This is a genomic window from Streptomyces sp. NBC_00986 (assembly GCF_045162565.1).
Lineage (GTDB): Bacteria > Actinomycetota > Actinomycetes > Streptomycetales > Streptomycetaceae > Streptomyces.
In genome coordinates, this window is sequence record NZ_CP108733.1 from 8868047 (window position 1) to 8886782 (window position 18736).

General features: G+C 70.3%; 17 protein-coding genes and 1 pseudogene. 9 read left to right on the forward strand and 9 right to left on the reverse strand.

The window, feature by feature from the left end:
* Nucleotides 1-113: 113 nt before the first annotated feature.
* Complete coding sequence (locus tag OG504_RS39830; protein ID WP_405994132.1) at nucleotides 114-695, forward strand: TetR/AcrR family transcriptional regulator; 582 nt, start codon at nucleotides 114-116, stop codon at nucleotides 693-695.
* A gap of 57 nt (nucleotides 696-752) precedes the next feature.
* On the opposite strand, the gene OG504_RS39835 is transcribed toward OG504_RS39830, so the two are convergent.
* From OG504_RS39835 to OG504_RS39865, 7 genes are all read right to left on the reverse strand, one after another.
* Nucleotides 753-1937, reverse strand: a complete 1185-nt coding sequence (locus OG504_RS39835) for a TerD family protein (protein ID WP_405996557.1) — start codon at nucleotides 1935-1937, stop codon at nucleotides 753-755.
* Between the two features lie 113 nt (nucleotides 1938-2050).
* Nucleotides 2051-3040, reverse strand: coding sequence for a zinc-dependent alcohol dehydrogenase family protein (locus OG504_RS39840; RefSeq protein WP_390158531.1), 990 nt, complete (start codon nucleotides 3038-3040; stop codon nucleotides 2051-2053).
* Nucleotides 3037-3885, reverse strand: coding sequence for a carbohydrate ABC transporter permease (locus OG504_RS39845; RefSeq protein ID WP_405994133.1), 849 nt, complete (start codon nucleotides 3883-3885; stop codon nucleotides 3037-3039). Before OG504_RS39845 ends, OG504_RS39840 begins: the two co-directional genes overlap by 4 nt.
* The gene (locus OG504_RS39850; protein ID WP_365309128.1) at nucleotides 3882-4820 is read right to left on the reverse strand and encodes a sugar ABC transporter permease; all 939 of its coding nucleotides are present in this window, start codon (nucleotides 4818-4820) and stop codon (nucleotides 3882-3884) included. Before OG504_RS39850 ends, OG504_RS39845 begins: the two co-directional genes overlap by 4 nt.
* Nucleotides 4817-6187: an ABC transporter substrate-binding protein gene (locus OG504_RS39855; protein ID WP_405994134.1), complete on the reverse strand. Its 1371-nt coding sequence runs from the start codon at nucleotides 6185-6187 to the stop codon at nucleotides 4817-4819. The genes OG504_RS39850 and OG504_RS39855 overlap by 4 nt, the downstream gene beginning before the upstream one ends.
* A 123-nt stretch (nucleotides 6188-6310) precedes the next feature.
* Nucleotides 6311-7081, reverse strand: a complete 771-nt coding sequence (locus OG504_RS39860) for a DeoR/GlpR family DNA-binding transcription regulator (RefSeq protein WP_405996558.1) — start codon at nucleotides 7079-7081, stop codon at nucleotides 6311-6313.
* A 329-nt stretch (nucleotides 7082-7410) separates the two neighbouring features.
* Entirely contained in the window at nucleotides 7411-8220 is an 810-nt protein-coding gene (locus OG504_RS39865; protein WP_405994135.1) for an NAD-dependent epimerase/dehydratase family protein, read from the reverse strand.
* 241 nt (nucleotides 8221-8461) lie between these two features.
* Between OG504_RS39865 and OG504_RS39870 the strand changes: the two genes are divergently transcribed.
* Together OG504_RS39870 and OG504_RS39875 are read left to right on the forward strand one after the other, a co-directional pair.
* A complete protein-coding gene (locus OG504_RS39870) occupies nucleotides 8462-9427 on the forward strand; it encodes a 5-dehydro-4-deoxyglucarate dehydratase (protein ID WP_405994136.1) in 966 nt (321 codons plus the stop codon).
* Entirely contained in the window at nucleotides 9424-10587 is a 1164-nt protein-coding gene (locus tag OG504_RS39875) for a hypothetical protein (RefSeq protein WP_405994137.1), read from the forward strand. Before OG504_RS39870 ends, OG504_RS39875 begins: the two co-directional genes overlap by 4 nt.
* Nucleotides 10588-10856: 269 nt before the next feature.
* On the opposite strand, the pseudogene OG504_RS39880 reads toward OG504_RS39875, so the two are convergent.
* Nucleotides 10857-12053, reverse strand: a pseudogene (locus OG504_RS39880) (MFS transporter); the annotation flags it as partial.
* 153 nt (nucleotides 12054-12206) lie between these two features.
* Between OG504_RS39880 and OG504_RS39885 the strand changes: the two are divergent.
* Nucleotides 12207-12797 carry a TIGR03086 family metal-binding protein gene (locus OG504_RS39885; RefSeq protein WP_405994138.1) on the forward strand — a complete coding sequence of 197 codons (591 nt, stop codon included), beginning with the start codon at nucleotides 12207-12209 and terminating at the stop codon, nucleotides 12795-12797.
* 88 nt (nucleotides 12798-12885) lie between these two features.
* A complete protein-coding gene (locus OG504_RS39890) occupies nucleotides 12886-13758 on the forward strand; it encodes a hypothetical protein (protein WP_405994139.1) in 873 nt (290 codons plus the stop codon).
* A gap of 35 nt (nucleotides 13759-13793) precedes the next feature.
* On the opposite strand, the gene OG504_RS39895 is transcribed toward OG504_RS39890, so the two are convergent.
* Nucleotides 13794-14360 (reverse strand): HD domain-containing protein, encoded by a 567-nt coding sequence (locus OG504_RS39895; RefSeq protein ID WP_405996559.1) that lies wholly within the window; start codon nucleotides 14358-14360, stop codon nucleotides 13794-13796.
* A gap of 151 nt (nucleotides 14361-14511) precedes the next feature.
* On the opposite strand from OG504_RS39895, the gene OG504_RS39900 reads away from it, so the two are divergent.
* From OG504_RS39900 to araD, 4 genes are all read left to right on the forward strand, one after another.
* A complete protein-coding gene (locus OG504_RS39900) occupies nucleotides 14512-15261 on the forward strand; it encodes an MBL fold metallo-hydrolase (RefSeq protein WP_405994140.1) in 750 nt (249 codons plus the stop codon).
* Between the two features lie 119 nt (nucleotides 15262-15380).
* Nucleotides 15381-16094 carry a GntR family transcriptional regulator gene (locus OG504_RS39905; RefSeq protein ID WP_405994141.1) on the forward strand — a complete coding sequence of 238 codons (714 nt, stop codon included), beginning with the start codon at nucleotides 15381-15383 and terminating at the stop codon, nucleotides 16092-16094.
* The gene (locus OG504_RS39910; RefSeq protein WP_405994142.1) at nucleotides 16091-16999 is read left to right on the forward strand and encodes a dihydrodipicolinate synthase family protein; all 909 of its coding nucleotides are present in this window, start codon (nucleotides 16091-16093) and stop codon (nucleotides 16997-16999) included. The genes OG504_RS39905 and OG504_RS39910 overlap by 4 nt, the downstream gene beginning before the upstream one ends.
* Nucleotides 16987-18717 carry an L-arabinonate dehydratase gene (araD, locus tag OG504_RS39915; RefSeq protein WP_405994143.1) on the forward strand — a complete coding sequence of 577 codons (1731 nt, stop codon included), beginning with the start codon at nucleotides 16987-16989 and terminating at the stop codon, nucleotides 18715-18717. The genes OG504_RS39910 and araD overlap by 13 nt, the downstream gene beginning before the upstream one ends.
* Nucleotides 18718-18736: the final 19 nt, after the last annotated feature.

The window sequence follows — 18736 nt, forward strand, 5'->3', positions numbered from 1 at the left end:
GCGTGCGGGCAGCACGGACTGCCCGTCGACGAACACAGTGATAAGCGGGGACTGTCTCCGTTTAGTACTCGGTAAGATACGGAGACAGTCCCCGGTTCGCAAGGAGTATCTGGATGGCGCAGGTCAGACCCATGCGCGCGGACGCCCGGCGCAACTACGAGCGACTGCTGAAGGTCGCGGCGGAGTCCTTCGCCGAGCACGGGGAGAACGCGTCCCTCGACGACATCGCCAAGCGCGCGGGCGTCGGGTCAGGGACGCTGTACCGGCATTTCCCCACCCGGCAGGCGCTGTTGGAGGCGGCCTACGTCGACCGGATCGAGGCGCTCGGAACCCGCGCCGACGAACTCGCGAAGGAACTGCCCCCGGGCGAGGCGCTGGCCGAGTGGCTGTACGAGGTGTGCGTCGGCACGATCCAGGTGCGCGGCATGAAGGCCCTGCTGGGCTCGGCCGTCGCGGACGGCAGCAATCGCGCGCTCACGGTCTGCGGTACGCATATGAAGAGCGCGGCGCAGCGGCTGGTGGAGGCGGCGCAGCGGGAGGGAACCCTGCGTCAGGACATCGAGCCGATCGAGGTCCTGCGGCTGGCCCACGGAGTGTCGACGGCCTCGGAGTTGGCGAACGGGCAGGGGAAGTACATCCGCCGCTATCTGTCCCTGCTGACGGACGGACTACGGCCCGCTGCCCGGTCGGAGTGAACGCCGGGCGCCCCTCGGAAGGGGCGCCCGCAGCGGTCGTAGGACTGTATGTGGTGGTTACAGCGCCTGGGCCGCCGGCTTCACCATGCCTCTCACCGTGCGGGACTTCACGAAGTCGCCCATCGCGGTCATGTCCCACTCGCCGGAGAACTGCTTGACCAGCTTGGCCATCATCACGCCGGTCTGGGACTCGGCGTTGGTGAGGTCGAAGCGGACCAGTTCCTCGCCGGTCGCGGCGTCCAGGAGGCGGCAGTAGGCCTTGGCTACCTCGGTGAACTTCTGGCCGGAGAAGGAGTTGACCGTGAAGACCAGGCCGGTGACCTCCTGGGGGATGCGGCCGAGGTCGACGACGATCACCTCGTCGTCACCGCCGCCCTCGCCCGTGAGGTTGTCGCCGGAGTGCTTGATCGCGCCGTTCAGGATCGAGAGCTTGCCGAAGTAGCAGCTGTCGATGTGGTTGCGCTGCGGGCCGTAGGCGATGACCGAGGCGTCCAGGTCGATGTCCTTGCCGCGGAACGCGGGCTCCCAGCCGAGGCCCATCTTGACCTGGGAGAGCAGCGGGCGGCCGCCCTTGACCAGGGACACCGTCTGGTTCTTCTGGAGGCTGACGCGGCCCTTGTCGAGGTTGATCTTTCCGGCGCCGAGCGGGGGTGCGGCGGGCGGGGCCGGGGGAGCGACGGGCGCCGGGGGTGCCACCGGGGTCTGCACCGTCGGGGTGGGCGGGGCCACCGGAGCCGGGGCCGCGGCCGGTTCCTCGACCGAGACGCCGAAGTCCGTGGCGATGCCCGCCAGGCCGTTCGCATAGCCCTGGCCGACCGCGCGGGCCTTCCACACACCGTTGCGGAGGTAGATCTCCACAACCACGAGTGCCGTCTCGGCGCCGAGCTGCGGGGGCGTGAAGGTGCCCAGGACGCTGTTGTCGTCCGCGTTGCGGATCGTGGCCGTGGGTTCGATGCCCTGGAAGCTCTGGCCGGCCGCGTCCGGGCTGGCGGTGACGACGATCTTCTCGATGCCCGGCGGGACGGCGCCGGTGTCGACGGTGATCGCGTCGGGTGCCGTACCGCCGCCGGAGCGGTAGGTCACGCCGGGGCCCGTCGGCTGGTTGTAGAAGATGAAGTCGTCGTCGGAGCGCACCTTGCCGTCGCCCGTGAGCAGCAGGCCCGATACGTCGAGCCGCACCGGGGCGGCGACGTCCACCGTCACGCGCGCGGCGGAGAGAGGGATGTTCGAGCCGGGGGTCATAGCTGTCATGACTCGTGAACGACCGAGACCATTTTGCCGTTCCCTTACCAAGCGACCAATTGGCCAAGCCTTGGAACCACCGGCTCGAAATCGCTCCTGATCCCTTCTGCGGACTACGGAATCACCACGATCTTCCGCCCCACCCCCGCCGCGAACTGCTCCAGCGCCTCCGGATACCGCTCCAGCTCTATCCGGTCGCTGATGAAGATCTCCGGGTCGAGGACGCCGTTCGCGAACAGCTCCGCCGCCCGCTCGAAGCTGTGCAGCACCGCCATGGAGCCGGTGATGGTGATCTCCTGGTTGTAGATGCGGTACGGGTCGATCGACACCCGGGTCGCGTAGTCGGCCACCCCGAACTGCAGGAACGTGCCCGCCTTCGCCACCCGGTCCAGGCCGTCCTGGATCGCCGCCGCGTTGCCGGTCGCGTCGACCACGAGGTCCCAGCCCTGCGGCCGGTCCAGCTCGTCCGCGTTCGCCGCGGACCCGGAGACCCCGAGCGTGCGGGCCGTCTCCAGGCGGGCCGGGTTCAGGTCCACGATGTCGACGCTCGCCGCGCCGGTGCGCTTGGCCAGCTCCAGCATCATCAGGCCCATGGTCCCGGAGCCGTAGATCAGGACGTGTGCGCCGAGGCGTGACTTGAGGACGTCGTAGCCGCGCACCGCGCACGACAGGGGTTCCACGAGCGCCGCGTCCTGGGTGCGCACGTGCTCGGGGAGCTTGACGCAGTTCGCCACCGGGGCGACCGCGTACTGGGCCGCGCCGCCCGCCGTGGTGACGCCGATCGCGGCCCAGCGTTCGCAGAGGTTGTTGTGTCCGTTGCGGCACTGCCGGCACTCGTAGCAGTAGAGGGACGGGTCTACGGCGACCTGGTCGCCGACCGACACCTCGGTGACCTGGGTGCCGACGGCGACGATCTCGCCGGCGAACTCGTGGCCCGGCACGATCGGCAGCTTGGGCGCGAACTCGCCCTGGAGGATGTGCAGATCGGTGCCGCACAGCCCGCAGGCGGCGACCTCGACGACGACCTCGCGGGGGCCCGGCGTCGGGTCGGGGACCTCGGTGACGACGGCGCGGCCCACGGACTCGATGACGGCGGCCTTCATTTCACGGCTCCCAAGGAGAGGCCCTGGACCAGCTTGTCCTGGGCGGCGAACCCCGCGGCGAGCACCGGCAGGGAGATGACGAGCGACGCGGCGCACACCTTCGCCAGGAACAGGCCCTGGCTGGTGATGAAGCCGGTCAGGAACACGGGCGCGGTCTCCGCGACCACACCCGTGAGGACCCGGGCGAACAGCAGCTCGTTCCAGCTGAAGATGAAGCAGATGAGGGCTGTCGCGGCAATACCCGGGAGGGAGATCGGGGCGACCACGCGCGCGAGGATGGTCGGCAGCCGGGCGCCGTCGATCTGCGCCGCCTCGATGACGGCGACCGGGACCTCGGCGAGGAAGGACTGCATCATCCACACCGCGATCGGCAGGTTCATGGAGGTGTAGAGGATGACCAGGAGCCAGATGTTGTCCAGCATCCCGGCGTTCTTCGCGAACAGGTAGATCGGCAGCAGGCCCGCCACCACCGGGAGCATCTTCGTGGACAGGAAGAAGAACAGGACGTCGGTCCACTTCTTCACCGGGCGGATCGACAGCGCGTAGGCCGCCGGGAACGCGAGCAGCAGCACGAAGACCGTCGAGGCCACCGACGCGACCAGTGAGTTGACGAGTGCAGGCCAGGGGCTCGCGCCGCCTCCGGTGCCGAAGAAGTCCCGGTAGCCGTCCAGGGTGAGGGCGGCCCCGAAGGACGGCGGGTTGGTCGCCGCGTCCGTCTCCGAGTGGAAGGACGTCAGCGCCATCCAGGCGATGGGCAGGAAGAACACGATGCCGAGCACCCAGGCCACCAGGCCCAGGCCCGCGCCTTTACGGCGGGCACGCACGCGTACGGCGATGCTGCTCATGCGCGGGACGCCTCCTCACGGAACAGGGACGACACGACGCGCAGGGCGAAGGTCGCGAGGATGATCGAGCCGATGACGACCAGGACACCGGCCGCCGAGGCGAGGCCGTTCTCATGGGCCTGGTAGAAGCTCTGGTAGACGGTGTAGGGCAGGTTGGCGGTGCCCAGGCCGCCCGACGTGATCGTGAAGACCGCGTCGAAGTTCTGCACGATGTAGATCGAGCCCAGCAGACCGCCGAGTTCGAGGTAGCGGCGCAGGTGCGGCAGGGTCAGATAGCGGAAGACCTGCCAGTCGTTCGCGCCGTCCACCTTCGCGGCCTCGATCTGCTGCTGGTCGCGGCTCTGCAGTCCGGCCAGCAGGATCAGCATCATGAACGGCGTCCACTGCCACACCAGGGAGGCCTCGACCGCGAGCAGCGGGTTGTTGGAGATCCAGTCAGGCTGTGGGCCGCCCACATAGTGCAACAGCCCATTGAGCAGGCCGTATTCAGGGTTGTAGAGCACATGCTTCCAGAGCAGGGCCGCGGCCACCGGCACCACCAGGAACGGGGCGATCAGCAGCGTGCGGACGAAGCCCCGGCCCCGGAACTTCCGGTCCAGGAGCAGGGCGAGCAACAGGCCCAGGACCAGGCTGGCCAGCACCACCGCCACCGTGAGCAGGACGGTCGTCCACACCGAGTGGCGCAGGTCCGCGTCGGTCAGGACCTGCTGGTAGTTGTCGAAACCGGTGAAGTGCCGGGCCTTCGGGTAGAGCGCGTTCCAGTCGAAGAACGAGATCACCAGCGTGGCCACGAACGGGAGTTGGGTCACGACGATCATGAAGATCAGGGCGGGGAGCAGCGGGGCACGGGTGGCCCAGGCGCGCAGTCGGTCCGAAGGCGGCCGCGCGGTACGGGTCGGGCTGGTGGCCGGCGGGGCCGTTGTCGTGGCGGTCATCGTCCCTCGTACTCCTTGGAGATCTTCTCGGCGAGTTTCTGGGCCTTCTTCAGGGCCGAGTCGACGGACTGCCGTCCGGCGATGGCCGAACTGATCTCCTGGGAGACCTTCGTGCCGAGGTCGGTGAACTCGGGGATGTCGACGAACTGGATGCCGGGCGCGGGCCGCGGCTGCACGCCGGGATCGTTCGGCTTGGCGCCCTCGATGGCGGCCTTCGTCATCTCCTGGAAGGCGGCGGCCTCCTTGACGTAGTCCGGGTTCGTGTACGTCGAGGCGCGCTTCCCGGCCGGCACGTTGGACCAGCCGTCCGTGTCGCCGACCAGCTGCTCGTACTGCTTGCTGGACGCCCAGGACACGAACTTCCAGGCCTTGTCGGAGTTGTGCGACGCCTTCTGGATGCCCCAGGCCCACGTGTACAGCCAGCCGGAGGACTTGGTCTTCTCGACGGGCGCGGGGACGTAGCCGATCTTGCCCTTCACCGGGGAGCCCTTGGCCTCCAGCGAACCGGCCGCGGAGGTGGCGTCGTACCACATGGCGACCTTGCTCTGCGTGATGTTGTTCAGGCACTCGGCGAAGCCGGACTGGGCCGCGCCGGACTCGCCGTGCTTGCGGACGAGGTCGACATAGAACTTCGTCGCCTGCTCGAACGCGGGGGAGTCGAGCTGCGCCTTCCAGTCCTTGGTGAACCAGGTCCCGCCGAAGGTGTTCACGACGGTGGTCAGCGGCGCCATCAACTCGCCCCAACCGGGCAGCCCGCGCAGGCAGATGCCCTTCATGCCCGGCTTCGCGCCGTCGACCTTGGCGGCTATGTCGGCCACCTGGGTCCAGGTCGGGTGCGCGGGCATCGTGATGTTCTTCTCGGCGAGCACGTCCTTGCGGTACATCAGGAAGGACGACTCGCCGTAGAACGGCTGCCCGTAGAGCTTGCCGTCGTCCGCGGTCAGCGACTCCCGCATCGGCTTGAGGATGTCCTGCTCGTCGTAGGCCGGGTCCTTCGCGACGTACGAGTCCATCTCGTGCAGCCAGCCGTTGCGGGCGTAGATCGGGATCTCGTAGTTGGAGAGGGTCGCCACGTCGTACTGGCCGGCCTGGTTGGCGAAGTCCTGGCTGATCTTGTCGCGGACGTCGTTCTCGGGCAGCACCGTGAAGTTGACCTTGATGCCGGTCTCCTTCGTGAAGTTCGGTGCCAGCTTCTGGAGTTCGGTCATCTGGGGGTTGTTGACCATCAGGACGTTGATCGAGTTGCCGCCGGATCCGGCGCCGCCCGCTCCGACCCAGCAGCCGGAGAGCAGCGGGGCGAGCAGCGTCCCTACGGCGGCCAGGGCGAGCGTGGCTCGCGGCGGCCGTCGTCGGCTCTGGGTTCGCATGGATCGCTCCTGCAGTAAGGGGAGTTGGACTTATGGGGTAACAAAGGCGTCGCCGGGCATGGCTGCGCCCTACGTAGTGACTCAGTTGGAATTCCAAACGGCGTTCTGGACGCTCGTGACGCTCTAGACGCGTATGACCTGTGGCCCCAGCAACGAGTAGCGGTGGGCTTCGGCCGACGGGAGCAGCGTGCTCGTGACGATCGTCTCCAGGGCACCGATCTCGGCGAACCTGCAGAAGCTGACCGCCCCGAACTTGGTGTGCACGCCCGCGAAAACGGTGCGCCGGGAGGCGCGGATGGCCTGTGCCTTGACCTCGCTGACGGCGGGGTCGGGCGTGGTCAGGCCGTGTTCGCGGGAGATGCCGTTGGCGCCGATGAAGGCGAGGTCGAGGACGAAGCCGGCGAGCATCTTCGTCGTCCAGTGGTCCACGGTGGCGAGGGTGCCGTGCCGGACCCGGCCGCCGAGCAGCAGCACGGAGGTGTTCTCGGACTCGGCGAGCACGCCCGCCACGGGCAGGGACGCGGTGACCACGGTCAGCGGCCGGTCCCTGGGCAGCGCCTCGGCGATGAGCTGGGGGGTGAAGCCCTCGTCGACGAAGACGGTCTCGGCGTCCCCGAGCAGCTCGGCCGCGGCGAGGGCGATCCGGCGCTTCTCGGGGACATGGCTGGTGGCGCGGAAGGCGAGCGTCGTCTCGAAGCCGGCGCTCTCCACGGGGTAGGCGCCGCCGTGGGTCCTGCGGACCAGCCCGTGGTCCTCCAGGGCCCGCAGATCCCGCCGTACGGTCTCCTTGGCCACGCCCAGCTCGGCGGCGAGCGCGGTGACGTCGACCGAGCCGGTGCGGCGCGCGGCCCGCACGATCTCCCGCTGGCGTTCCTCCGCCGAACTCGTGCCCATGGCCGACACCGCCTTCCCGCTCACCTGGAGTACTGCCCGTTCGGGCCCGGTGGGACCCTTGGGGGAAGTTCTACAGCCGGTGCGCGGCACTGACCAGGCCTGTTGCACGCCCGATGCTGCCCGTGTGTGACCGTTTACCGGGCGCTGTGCCCGTCGCGGACCTGCGCGGCTGTCCGCCGGGGCGTGAGATCGGGCAGCGTCCGTGCCCGAACATGGCTGCGGGCGGGCCCGTTCGGTGCCCGCCCGCGTCTCCGGAGTCCCTTTTCCCGTCGGTACGACCGGATGTACGGCCCGTGTCAGTACCGCCGCCCGTGCCAGTACCGCCCGTGTCAGTACGGCCAGATCGGCGGGTCGTTCACGAAGTGGCCGCCCAGATAGGCGTGCGCCTCGACGTCCGGCTGGAGCTCGCCCTGCTCGGCGACGATCTTCTCGGCGTACGGCTCGGAGTCGTCCTGCGGCTCGTAACCGAGCGCCCGCGCGGTCGAAAGGTCCCACCACAGGCGGGTGTTGGCGGAGGAGCCGTAGACGACGGTGTGCTGCACGTCCTCGGCGGTCAGGGCCGCGTGGAAGAGGCGGGCGCCGTCGGCGGGGCTCATCCAGATCGACAGCATGCGCACGCTGCTGGGCTCCGGGAAGCAGGAGCCGATGCGCACGGAGACGGTCTCCAGGCCGTGCTTGTCCCAGTAGAGCTGCGCCAGGTCCTCACCGAAGGACTTCGACAGGCCGTAGAAGGTGTCGGGGCGGTGCGGGGTGTCGATCGGGATCAAGGGGTCGTCGCCCTGGGGCCTCGGGGTGTAGCCGACGGCGTGGTTGGAGGAGGCGAAGACGATGCGGGGAACGCCTTCCTCGCGGGCGGCCTCGTAGAGGTTGTAGGTACCCTCGATGTTCGACTTCAGGATCTTGTCGAAGGAGGCTTCCAGGGAGATGCCGGCGAGATGGATGATCGCGTCGACGCCCCGCACGGCCTCGCGGAGCGCCGCCCGGTCGGAGAGGTCGGCGGTGATCGCGTCCGGCGCGCCCTCGACGGGGCGGACGTCCAGCAGGCGCAGCTCGTAGCCGTAAGTGGGGAGCAGGTCCCGCATCAGGGTGCCGAGCCCGCCTGCGGCGCCGGTGAGCAGAACGGTGCGGGGAGCGGGCATCCTCGGTCTCCTTGGGATCGACACTGGATGGCTGACCTCATCCATGAATCACATTCACATGCATGGACAAGCTAAGGATCGTCCGCCATGCCCGTCAAGTGTGGCGTGGACCTGGGAAATCCGCTTCCTTCTTGCTCATTTGCCTGCTTGACCCACCCTGAGGCAGATCCTTAGGGTGGGGCTGTTCAGAAATGTAGACGTTGATCAGAAGAACGCACGCGCCTGTTTCAAGGGAGAGTCCGTGACGCCAGCCCCTCTCGCCGACCGGCTCAGTATCCCCAGCGGGCCGCTGTTCTTCCCCGTCACCGCGTACGGCTCCGACGGCTCCGTCGATCTCGACGTCTACCGCGCGCATGTCCGCCGGGGCGTGGAGGCCGGGGCCGCCGCCGTGTTCGCGTGCTGCGGCACCGGGGAGTTCCACGCGCTGCTGCCCGAGGAGTTCGAGGCCTGCGTGCGGGCCGCCGTGGAGGCGACCGGGGGCCGGGTCCCGGTGATCGCGGGCGCGGGCTACGGCACCGCGCTCGCCGTACGGTACGCACGGCTCGCGGAGACGGCCGGGGCGGACGGGCTGCTCGCCATGCCGCCGTACCTCGTGGTCGCCGGGCAGGAGGGGCTGCTGCGGCACTACCGCGAGGTGGCCGAGGCGACCGCGCTGCCCGTCATCGTCTACCAGCGCGACAATGCCGTGTTCACCCCCGCCACGGTCGTCGAACTCGCCCGCACCGAGGGCATCATCGGCTTCAAGGACGGCCTCGGCGACCTCGACCTGATGCAGCGGATCGTGAGCACGGTACGCGCCGAAGTCCCGGGCGACTTCCTCTACTTCAACGGACTCCCGACCGCCGAACAGACCCAGCTCGCCTACCGGGGCATCGGCATCACCCTCTACTCCTCCGCCGTGTTCTGCTTCGTCCCCGAGATCGCGCTCGCCTTCCACCGCGCGCTGGCGACCGGCGACGACACCACGGCGAACCGTCTCCTGGACGGCTTCTATCTCCCGTTCGTCGAACTCCGCGCCCAGGGACGCGGTTACGCCGTCTCGCTCGTCAAGGCGGGGGTACGGATGCGGGGGTTGGACGTCGGCGAAGTCCGCCCGCCGCTGACGGAACCGACCGAGGACCACGTCAAGCAGCTCGCCCAACTCATCGAGCGCGGCTATACGTTGATCGAGTCAGAGGTCGCACCGCGGATCGAGGAGGGCGCGTGAAGGCATCGGCGTTCGTCTACCCCTGGGACGTCAACGGCGACCCGGAGGCAGGCGCCAGGATCGCCCGACTCGGCGTCCAGCAGGCGACCTTGGCCTCCGCGTACCACTCCACGCGCGCGCTGACCCCCCGCCACCCGCGCCACCGCATCGTCACCGCCGAGCACGCGGCCGTGCTGTATCCGCCGGACGACCGTTGGCAGGGACGGGAGTTGAGGCCGTACCCGGCGGGCGACTGGGCGCCGGGCGACGCCTACGGGGATGCCGCGGCGGCCATCGCGGACGCGGGCCTGGAGGTCCACACCTGGGTAGTGCTCGCCCACAACTCCCGCCTGGGCGCGGACCATCCGGACACCTCCGTCGTCAACGCCTACGGTGACCGCTACCCCTGGGCCCCCTGCATCGCCCAGCCCGCCACGCGCGCGTACCTCGTCGACCTCGCCGCCGAGGCAGCCGTACGCCCCGGCGCGCGCGGCACCGAACTGGAGTCCCTCGGCTGGTACGGCCTCGCCCACCTGCACGCCCACGACAAGACCGCCGGGGTCGGGCTCGGGGACGCCGGCCAGTACCTCATGTCCCTGTGCTTCTGCCCGACCTGCCGGGAGGGCTACGGCGAACAGGGCCTCGACGCCGAGGAGTTGGCGGCGGTCGTACGCGCCGCGCTGGAACCTGTGTGGCAGGGCGCGCCCTCCGACGGCGGCTGGGCGGGGGTCGAGAAACTCCTCGGCGACGCGAACGCGACGGCCACACGCGCGTGGCGCGACGAGCGGGCCCGCACCCTCCAGGAGACGGCGGTCGCGGCGGTCCGGGCGGCCGCCCCCGCCGACTTCCAGGTCCTGCTGCACGCGGACCCGGAGTCGTACCACTGCGGCGCCAACGTGGGCGTGGACCCCGGGCACATCCTCTCCGTGGCCGACGGCGTGGTCGTTCCCTGCACGGCCGGCGCGGGCCTGCTGACCCCGTTCGCCCAACAGGGCGTGGACGGGGCCGTGTTGGCCGCCAACTTCACGGTGGTCTCCGGGATGGGGGGACGGCCGGGGGCGCTCGCGGCGGACGCGGAACGGGCGCGGAGCCTCGGTGCGACCGAACTGCGGCTGTATCACGCGGGGTTGGCGTCGGACGGGGACTTGGCGGAGGTCCGGGAGGCGTTGGGCGGGCTCTGAGGTGGGGGTGCGTTCGGCGCGAGCGACGGGGGAGACACGCTGGGCGCGGGCGACGGGGGAGGCGTGTCCGGTGCGGGCGGTGCTGGGGACGAGGCCGGGTCAAGCAGCGCCGGAGTCCCGCCTGGCCCGAGCAACGGGGGAGACGCGCCGGGGGCGAGCGGCGTCGGAGATGCGGCCGGATCAAGTGATGCCGGAGGCGCGTCCGGCCCGAGCAGTGCCGGAGGCACGTCCGGTGCAGGCAATGCCGGGGACGCGCCCGGTGAAAGCAGCGTCAGAGACGCGGTCGTCCCAAGTACCGCCAAGGACACGCTCGTTGCGAGAAACGCCGCGCCGATCAGTACCAACAGCACCCGGAAGTCGGCCAGTTCGACCAGTGCCGCCCCCGCCCCCAGTCCGATCACGTTCGGTGTGAAGATCAGCGTGTTGGCGGTCGCGCTCGCCCGGCCCAGCAGCGGACCCGGCACCTCACGCTGTACTGCGGTGAACGCGGCGATCAGCGCGCACGGCAGCCCCAGGCCGATCGCCACGCTGCTCGCCAGCACCACGAGGTCGGACGGTACCGCCCGCGCGGCCACCGCGACCCCCGTGAGCGCGATCCCGGCCGCCCCGAACCGCCGTTCGCCGAGCCGCCGTAGAGCGGGCCCGGAGACCAGCCCGACCGTCACCGAGCCGATGCCCTGGGCCGTGTACAGCACGCCGGTGTAGGCCGGGGCGTGCCCGAGGACGTCGACGAGGGCGTAGGTCGTGGAACTGCTCAGGGAGGCGAGGAACATCATGGCGCCGCCCGCCAGGACCAGCGGGCGCAGCAGAGGGTGCCCCCACAACTCGCGGACGCCCTCGGCGGTCTGCGTCCGCCAGGTGCCGGCGGGACGCTTCGGCCGTTCCTCGTGCACGCGGACGAGCAGCCACAGGCCCGCTGCCAGAGCGAACGTGACCGCGTCCAGAAAGCCCACCGCGGACCCGCCGAACGCGGCGAACAGGCCCGCGCCCGTCAGCGGCGCGACCAGCTTCATGCCCTCGACGGCCGTCATCCGCAGCCCGTTGAAGTCACCGAGGAGGTCCCGGTCGACGGCGGCGGTGAGGAGGGCCGACTCGGCGGGGTCCTGGACGACGATGGTGGTGCCGTAGACGAACAGGACCGCGAAGAGGAGCCACAGGTCGGCCCGCGAGTGGACGGCGAAGAGAGTGAGGAGGAGGGCGGCCAGGCCCAGGTTCGTCCAGATCAGCAGGGGTTTGCGGCGGACGCGGTCGGCGATCGTGCCGAGGGCCGGGCCGAACAGGGTCGGCGCCCAGATCGCGAACATGCAGAGCGCGGCCAGGCCGTTCGAGCCGGTGAGGTCCTTCACCCACACGCCGGCCGCCAGGTTCATCGCGGACGAGCCGAAGGCGGACACCACCAGGCCCACGAAATACAGCCCCGCGTTGCGGTCCCGCAGGATGCGTGTCACCGTCCAGTTTGTCGTCATGCCTGGTCATCGTGGGTCTAAGGCGGGGGCCGGGGCATCGGGCAGGTGCCGTAGAAACGCGCGGTGGGGGAGGCGCGGCGAGGGTGTGCGATGAGTTTCGGGGCCGCTGCCGGTCTACCTCATGAGCGGAGCCCAACCCCTGAGGAGATTCGCATGACCGACGACACGATCCTCGACCTCGGCCCCCAGACCCGGGTCATCGCGCGGCTCGCCGAGAGGGTGACCGACGAGCAGCTGACGGACGGGACGCCGTGTCCCGAACTCGCCGTACGCAACATGCTGGGGCACGTGCTCGGCCTGTCCGTCGCCTTCCGCGACGCCGCGCGCAAGGACCTGGGCGCCACGACCGACACCAATCCGGGTGCTACGGCACCCGACATCGGCCCCGACTGGCGAGAGCAACTCCCCAAGGTGCTGGACGACTTGGCCGAGGCCTGGCGCGACCCGGCCGCCTGGACCGGCATGACCCGCGCGGGCGGCATCGACCTCCCCGGCGCGGTCGCCGCGGCCGTCGTCGCCGACGAACTGGTCATCCACGGCTGGGACTTGGCGGTGGCCACCGGCCGCCCCTACGCCCCCGACCCGGCCGCACTCCAGACGTCCCACGGCTTCCTCCTCGCGGCCACACAGGACCCGACCCGCGGCGGTGGCATCTTCGGGCCGGTGGTGCCGGTGGCGGAGGAAGCGCCGTTGCTGGAACGGACGTTGGGGCTCAGCGGACGTGACCCGGGGTGGAAGCCATAGGGGTGGCTGAGGACTTCACCTCGCTCCGCGCGAACGTCGGACGCGATGGCACCTTGATCCTTCGGTTCCGTTCCTGTTCGATCAGCACATGTCTGACGCCCACGTAGACCTCGGCACCGTCACCGCGCCCTCCGGGACACTCGTGCTGGGGATGGCGGGCTGGATCGACCACTGGCCGCGTGCGGGCCGACCGCTGTCCGAGCGGGCCCGGACTGCGGCGGCCGTCGGCGGCGGTCACCTGCACGGACCCGAGAACAGCGAACCGTCCGGCTGGATGTACGAGGCGATCGCCGTAGCAGCCGCCGCGGGCCGGCCGCTGCGAGCGACGGCCCGGACGTCGGCTTCGCCCTTCGACGGGGAACCGACGATCGCCGTCCTGGAGGTTGCCCTCGGCCTGCCCTGGTCCGGCCCCGACGACAGCCCGGTGCGGCTCGGAGACCTGCCGGTCGACCGGTGCGGCATGGTTCTCGGCGACGCTCGGGCGCTGGACGGCTTCACCGGCGTGGACGGCCGGTCCACCGACGGTCTGGCGGACGTCACCTACTGGGGCAAGTACCAAGACACCGTCCATGCGCGGTTCGGTGGTGACCGAATCCCGCAGAACGAAGGCGAGGACGGGCCACGCGGTTGGCTCGACCTGCCCCTGGCCGAGGCCGAAGCGCTCGCCGAACGGCTCCGGACCTGGATCCGAGAAGGACCCGGCAACGGCCTGATGATCGCCGTCGACGCCCACACCGACTTCCACCGATTCACCCGAGCCGCCTGGAACCACCCGTTGCTGGCCGGGGTCATCGACCTCGACGGCTGCCGCGTGCTCGGACTCGGCTGGGATCCCGGCGACCACTCCATGCGCCATCGTGGCGAGCGGGCTTACGGGCAGGTCTACCCCGTCACGCTCGAAGCCAGAGGAGGGGAAGCGATACTGCGCTGGACCATCCCGCCGTACGACCCCGACCTGTGAACCGCACCGGCCCAGCAGCCCCGAGCCCCGGTCCCTCAGCCGTGGATCGGAAAAGACGCCTGGAACGCCAGCCGCTCGTCGGCCCCGTCACCGATGTGAGCGAGAACCTCGTCGAGCGCGATGAACTCCTCCCACACCGCCCTGCCCGTCGCTTGGGCCAGCCGGGCCACGACGAGATCCTCGAGTTCGGGAACCCGCTTGTTCTTCCAGATCTTGTCGGCGAGGCTCACCAGGAGGTCCTCGAGACCGACAGGTGACCGCGCCCACGAAGCGTGCGTCGCGGCGAAGCGGGCCAGCTCCGGGCCGACCCCGTGGTCGAGCAGGAGAGTCCGCCCCGCTTCCTCGTGCGCCGCCCCGGGCCCGGAGAGTTCGGAGACGTGCACCGTCTTGCCCACGTCGTGCGTCGCCGCCCCGAAGAGCACCGCCTCGCGGTCGAAGGCCACGTCCGGGTAGCGCTGTTCCACCCGGACGACCAACTGATGCGCGACGTCATGGACCGCTCGCAGGTGAGCCGCCAGCCGGGGCGGGCTGCCCAGCTCCGACAGCAGCTCGACGACCCGATCCGGCAGGGGGAGCAGAGGGGGGTCGACGGTGCCGCTCATCGCCTTCGACAGGAGAGCGTTGGTCGTCACCGCGCCAGGGTACCGACGGCGCTTCGTCCGGTGGATCCCCGTAGACCACCTGGAGGCCGGGCGCCACGGAACGCCCTGAACTGTGAGTGCCCCGGGTCCCGGAACCGTACTCTTCCCCACCATGCCTCTCAGTCTCACCGTCCTCGGCACCGCCTCCCCGCATCCGCGCCCCGGCCGCCCCTGCTCCGGGTACCTGCTGCGCGGCGGCGGCGCCGAGGTGTGGCTGGACGCGGGGACGGGGACGTTCGCGGAGTTGCAGCGGCACACCGATCCGGCGCGGCTCACCGCGATCTGGATCTCGCATCTGCACGCCGACCACAGCGCCGATCTCCTCGCCGCCGCCTACGCGTTCGCCTACGGCGGGATGACCCCGACCTCCCCGATCCCGCTCTACGCCCCGCAGGACTGCGCCCGCCGGCTCGCCGGGTTCTTCGGGCAGCCGGACGTACGGTTCCTGAGCGGCGTCTTCGACTTCCGGCCGCTCTACGACGGCCACGCCGTCCGGCACTGGAACCTCCGGCTCACCGCACGCGCCGTCGCCCACGACACCGAGGCGTACGGGCTGCGCGCCGAGTGCCAGGGGAGCGTGCTCGGGTACTCCGGGGACAGCGGACCCTGCGAGGCCCTGTCCGAACTCGCGGGCGGCGCCGACGTGTTCCTCTGCGAGGCCGACATCGACCGGCATCGCGAAGGCGAACGCCAGGTCCACCTCACGCCCGAGGACGCCGCCGCCTGCGCCAAGGGCGCGCGCGAACTCCTCATCACCCACGTGGGACCCACCCTCACCCGCGAAGCGGCCCTGGAACGCGCCGCCGCGATCTTCCCCGGCCGGACCTCCGCCGCGCTCGAAGGCGTCACGAAGACCATGTGAAGCGCTTTCTGCTTCCTTTGTCAGAAGCATTGACGAAACACAGGGCCGCTCCTACCTTCAACGCGTCGTACTTCGTACGTCATATATGAGACGCCATATGTGAGATCCGAGAGGCGCGCATGACCTCTGTGCCCACGCCGATCCCCTCCCGCACGCAGTACGTGCAGGAGGAGATCAAACGCCGCATCCTCACCGGGCAGTTGACGCCGGGTCAGCCCCTGGTCGAGACCGACCTCGCCGCACAGTTCGGGGTGTCCAAGACCCCGGTGCGCGAGGCGCTCAAGACCCTGGCCGGTACCGGGCTCGTCGTGATGAACCAGTACAAGGGCGTCACGGTGCGCATGGTGGACGCGGACATGGCGCGCGAGGTGTACGACGTACGGCTGCTCCTCGAACCCGAGGCGCTCCGCCGTGCCGTACGACTCCACGCCTCCCTCGACGACGCCCGCGAAGCGCTGACCCGCGCCGACGAGGCCACCGACACCGCCGAACGCTCCCTCGCCAACCGGGAGTTCCACCGCGCCCTGTACCTGCCGTGCGGCAACCCGCTGCTCGGCCGGATGCTCGACGAGGTCCGCGACCAGGCCGCCCTCGTCTCCGCCGTCGCCTGGGCCGCCTCGCCCTCCTGGGAACGGGAGGCCGGCGAACACCGCGAGATCCTGCGCCTCGCCCTCGACGGCGACGCGGACGGCGCGGCCACCGCACTGCACGCCCACATCGCGTCGTTCGTCCAACGAGCCTTCCCCGGGACCGAGTTGGAGACCCACGGACGGGACACCCAGGGGCGGAACACCCAGGGACGGGACACCGACGGAGAGGACGGACGGGCATGACGGCGAGGTTCGAGGCCCAACGCACCGCCCTGGCCGACGTGGTGGCGATCCCGGTGACCCCGTTCGCCGAGGACGGCAGCGTCGACCAGGACACCCACCGGGCCCTGCTCCGCCGCCTGCTCGACGGCGGCGTCGGCATCCTCACACCGAACGGGAACACCGGCGAGTTCTACGCCCTCACCCCTCAAGAACGCCGGCTCGTAACGGAGTTGACCATCGACGAGGCGGGCGGACGCGCCGCGGTCCTCGTCGGCGTCGGACACGACGTCCCCACCGCCATCGCCTCCGCCCGGCACGCCCGCGCACTCGGCGCCCAGATGGTGATGGTCCATCAGCCCGTCCACCCGTACGTCTCACAGGACGGCTGGGTCGACTACCACCGCGCCATCGCCGAGTCCGTGCCCGACCTCGGCGTCGTCCCGTACATCCGCAACGCCCAGCTCCTCGGCGCCCGCCTCGCCGAACTCGCCGACGACTGCCCGAATGTCATCGGCGTCAAGTACGCAGTCCCGGACGCGGCCCGCTTCGCCGCCTTCGCCCGGGACGCGGGGCTCGAACGCTTCGTGTGGGTGGCCGGGCTGGCCGAACCGTACGCGCCCTCCTACTTCTCGGCGGGCGCCACCGGCTTCACCTCAGGGCTCGTGAACGTCGCCCCGTCCGTCTCGCTGAACATGATCGAAGCGCTTCGATCAGGGGACTATCCGGGCGCGATGAAGGTGTGGGAGCAGATCCGCCGATTCGAGGAACTACGTGCGGCGAACGGCTCCGCGAACAACGTCACGATCGTCAAGGAAGCGCTTGCGTCCCTCGGCCTGTGCCGCCGCGAGGTCCGCCCGCCCAGCAGGCCCCTGCCCGAGAGCGAGCGCGCCGAGGTCGCCGCGATAGTCGCCGGATGGTCGACATGAAGTCACCGGAAGAGCTCAGAAGCCACCAGTGGTACGGCACCGACGGGCTGCGCTCCTTCAGCCACCGTGCCCGCACCCGCCAGCTCGGCTACCTCCCCGAGGAGCACCTCGGCAAGCCCGTCATCGCGATCCTCAACACCTGGTCGGACATCAACCCCTGTCATGTGCACCTCCGCGAGCGCGCGCAGGCCGTGAAGCGCGGGGTGTGGCAGGCGGGCGGCTTCCCGCTCGAATTCCCGGTCTCCACCCTCAGCGAGACCTTCCAGAAGCCGACCCCGATGCTCTACCGCAACCTCCTGGCGATGGAGACCGAAGAGCTGCTGCGGTCGTACCCCGTGGACGGCACCGTGCTGATGGGCGGCTGCGACAAGTCCACTCCCGCGCTCCTGATGGGTGCCGCCTCCGTCGACCTGCCCACCGTCTTCGTCCCCGCCGGGCCGATGCTGCCGGGCCACTGGCGCAACGAGATCCTCGGCTCCGGCACCGACATGTGGAAGTACTGGGACGACAAGCGGGCCGGGCTCATCGGCGAGTGCGAGATGACCGAACTGGAGAGCGGCCTCGCGCGCTCACCCGGGCACTGCATGACCATGGGGACGGCGTCCACGCTGACGGCCGCCGCCGAGGCGCTGGGCGTGACCGTGCCGGGCGCGTCGAGCATCCCCGCCGTGGACTCGGGGCACGATCGGATGGCCGCGCAATCCGGCATGAGGATCGTTGAACAAGTCCACCAGGGGCGTGTTCTCTCGTCGATCCTCACCCAGGAGGCCTTCGAGGACGCGGTCACCACCGTCCTCGGCCTCGGCGGCTCAACCAACGCCGTGATCCACCTGATCGCCATGGCCGGCCGCGCCGGCGTCCACCTCACGCTCGACGACTTCGACCGCATCGCCCGCACGGTCCCGGTCCTCGCGAACGTACGGCCCGGCGGACAGACGTACCTCATGGAGGACTTCCACTTCGCGGGCGGCCTCCCCGGCTTCCTCTCCCGGATCACCGACCTGCTCCACCTGGACCGCCCGACGGTCTCGTACGACACCCTGCGCGAGCAGCTCGACGGCGCGCAGGTGCACAACGACGACGTGATCCGACCGCGCGACAACCCGGTCGCGGACGAGGGCGGGGTCGCCGTCCTGCGCGGCAACCTCTGCCCGGACGGCGCCGTCATCAAGCACATCGCCGCCGAGCCGCACCTGCTCAAGCACACCGGCCCCGCGGTCGTCTTCGACGACTACCGGACCATGCAACGCACCATCAACGACCCGGAGTTGGGCATCACCGCCGACAGCGTGCTGGTGCTGCGCAACGCGGGTCCCAAGGGCGGCCCCGGCATGCCCGAGTACGGCATGCTCCCGCTCCCCGACCACCTCCTCAAGCAGGGCGTCCGCGACATGGTCCGGATCTCCGACGCCCGGATGAGCGGGACGAGTTACGGCACATGCGTGCTGCACATCGCGCCCGAGTCGTACGTCGGCGGACCACTGGCGCTCGTGCGGACCGGGGACACCATCACCCTGGACGTCGAGGCGCGCACCCTCCAACTCAACGTGGACGACGAGGAGTTGGAGCGACGCAGGGCGGAGTGGACACCGCCGCCCGCACGGTACGAGCGCGGCTACGGCGCGCTCTACAACGACCAGATCACCCAGGCGGACACCGGCTGCGACTTCGAGTTCCTGGCCCGGCCGGGCAAGGTGCCTGACCCGTACGCCGGTTGAGCACCCTTCGCCCGCCCGT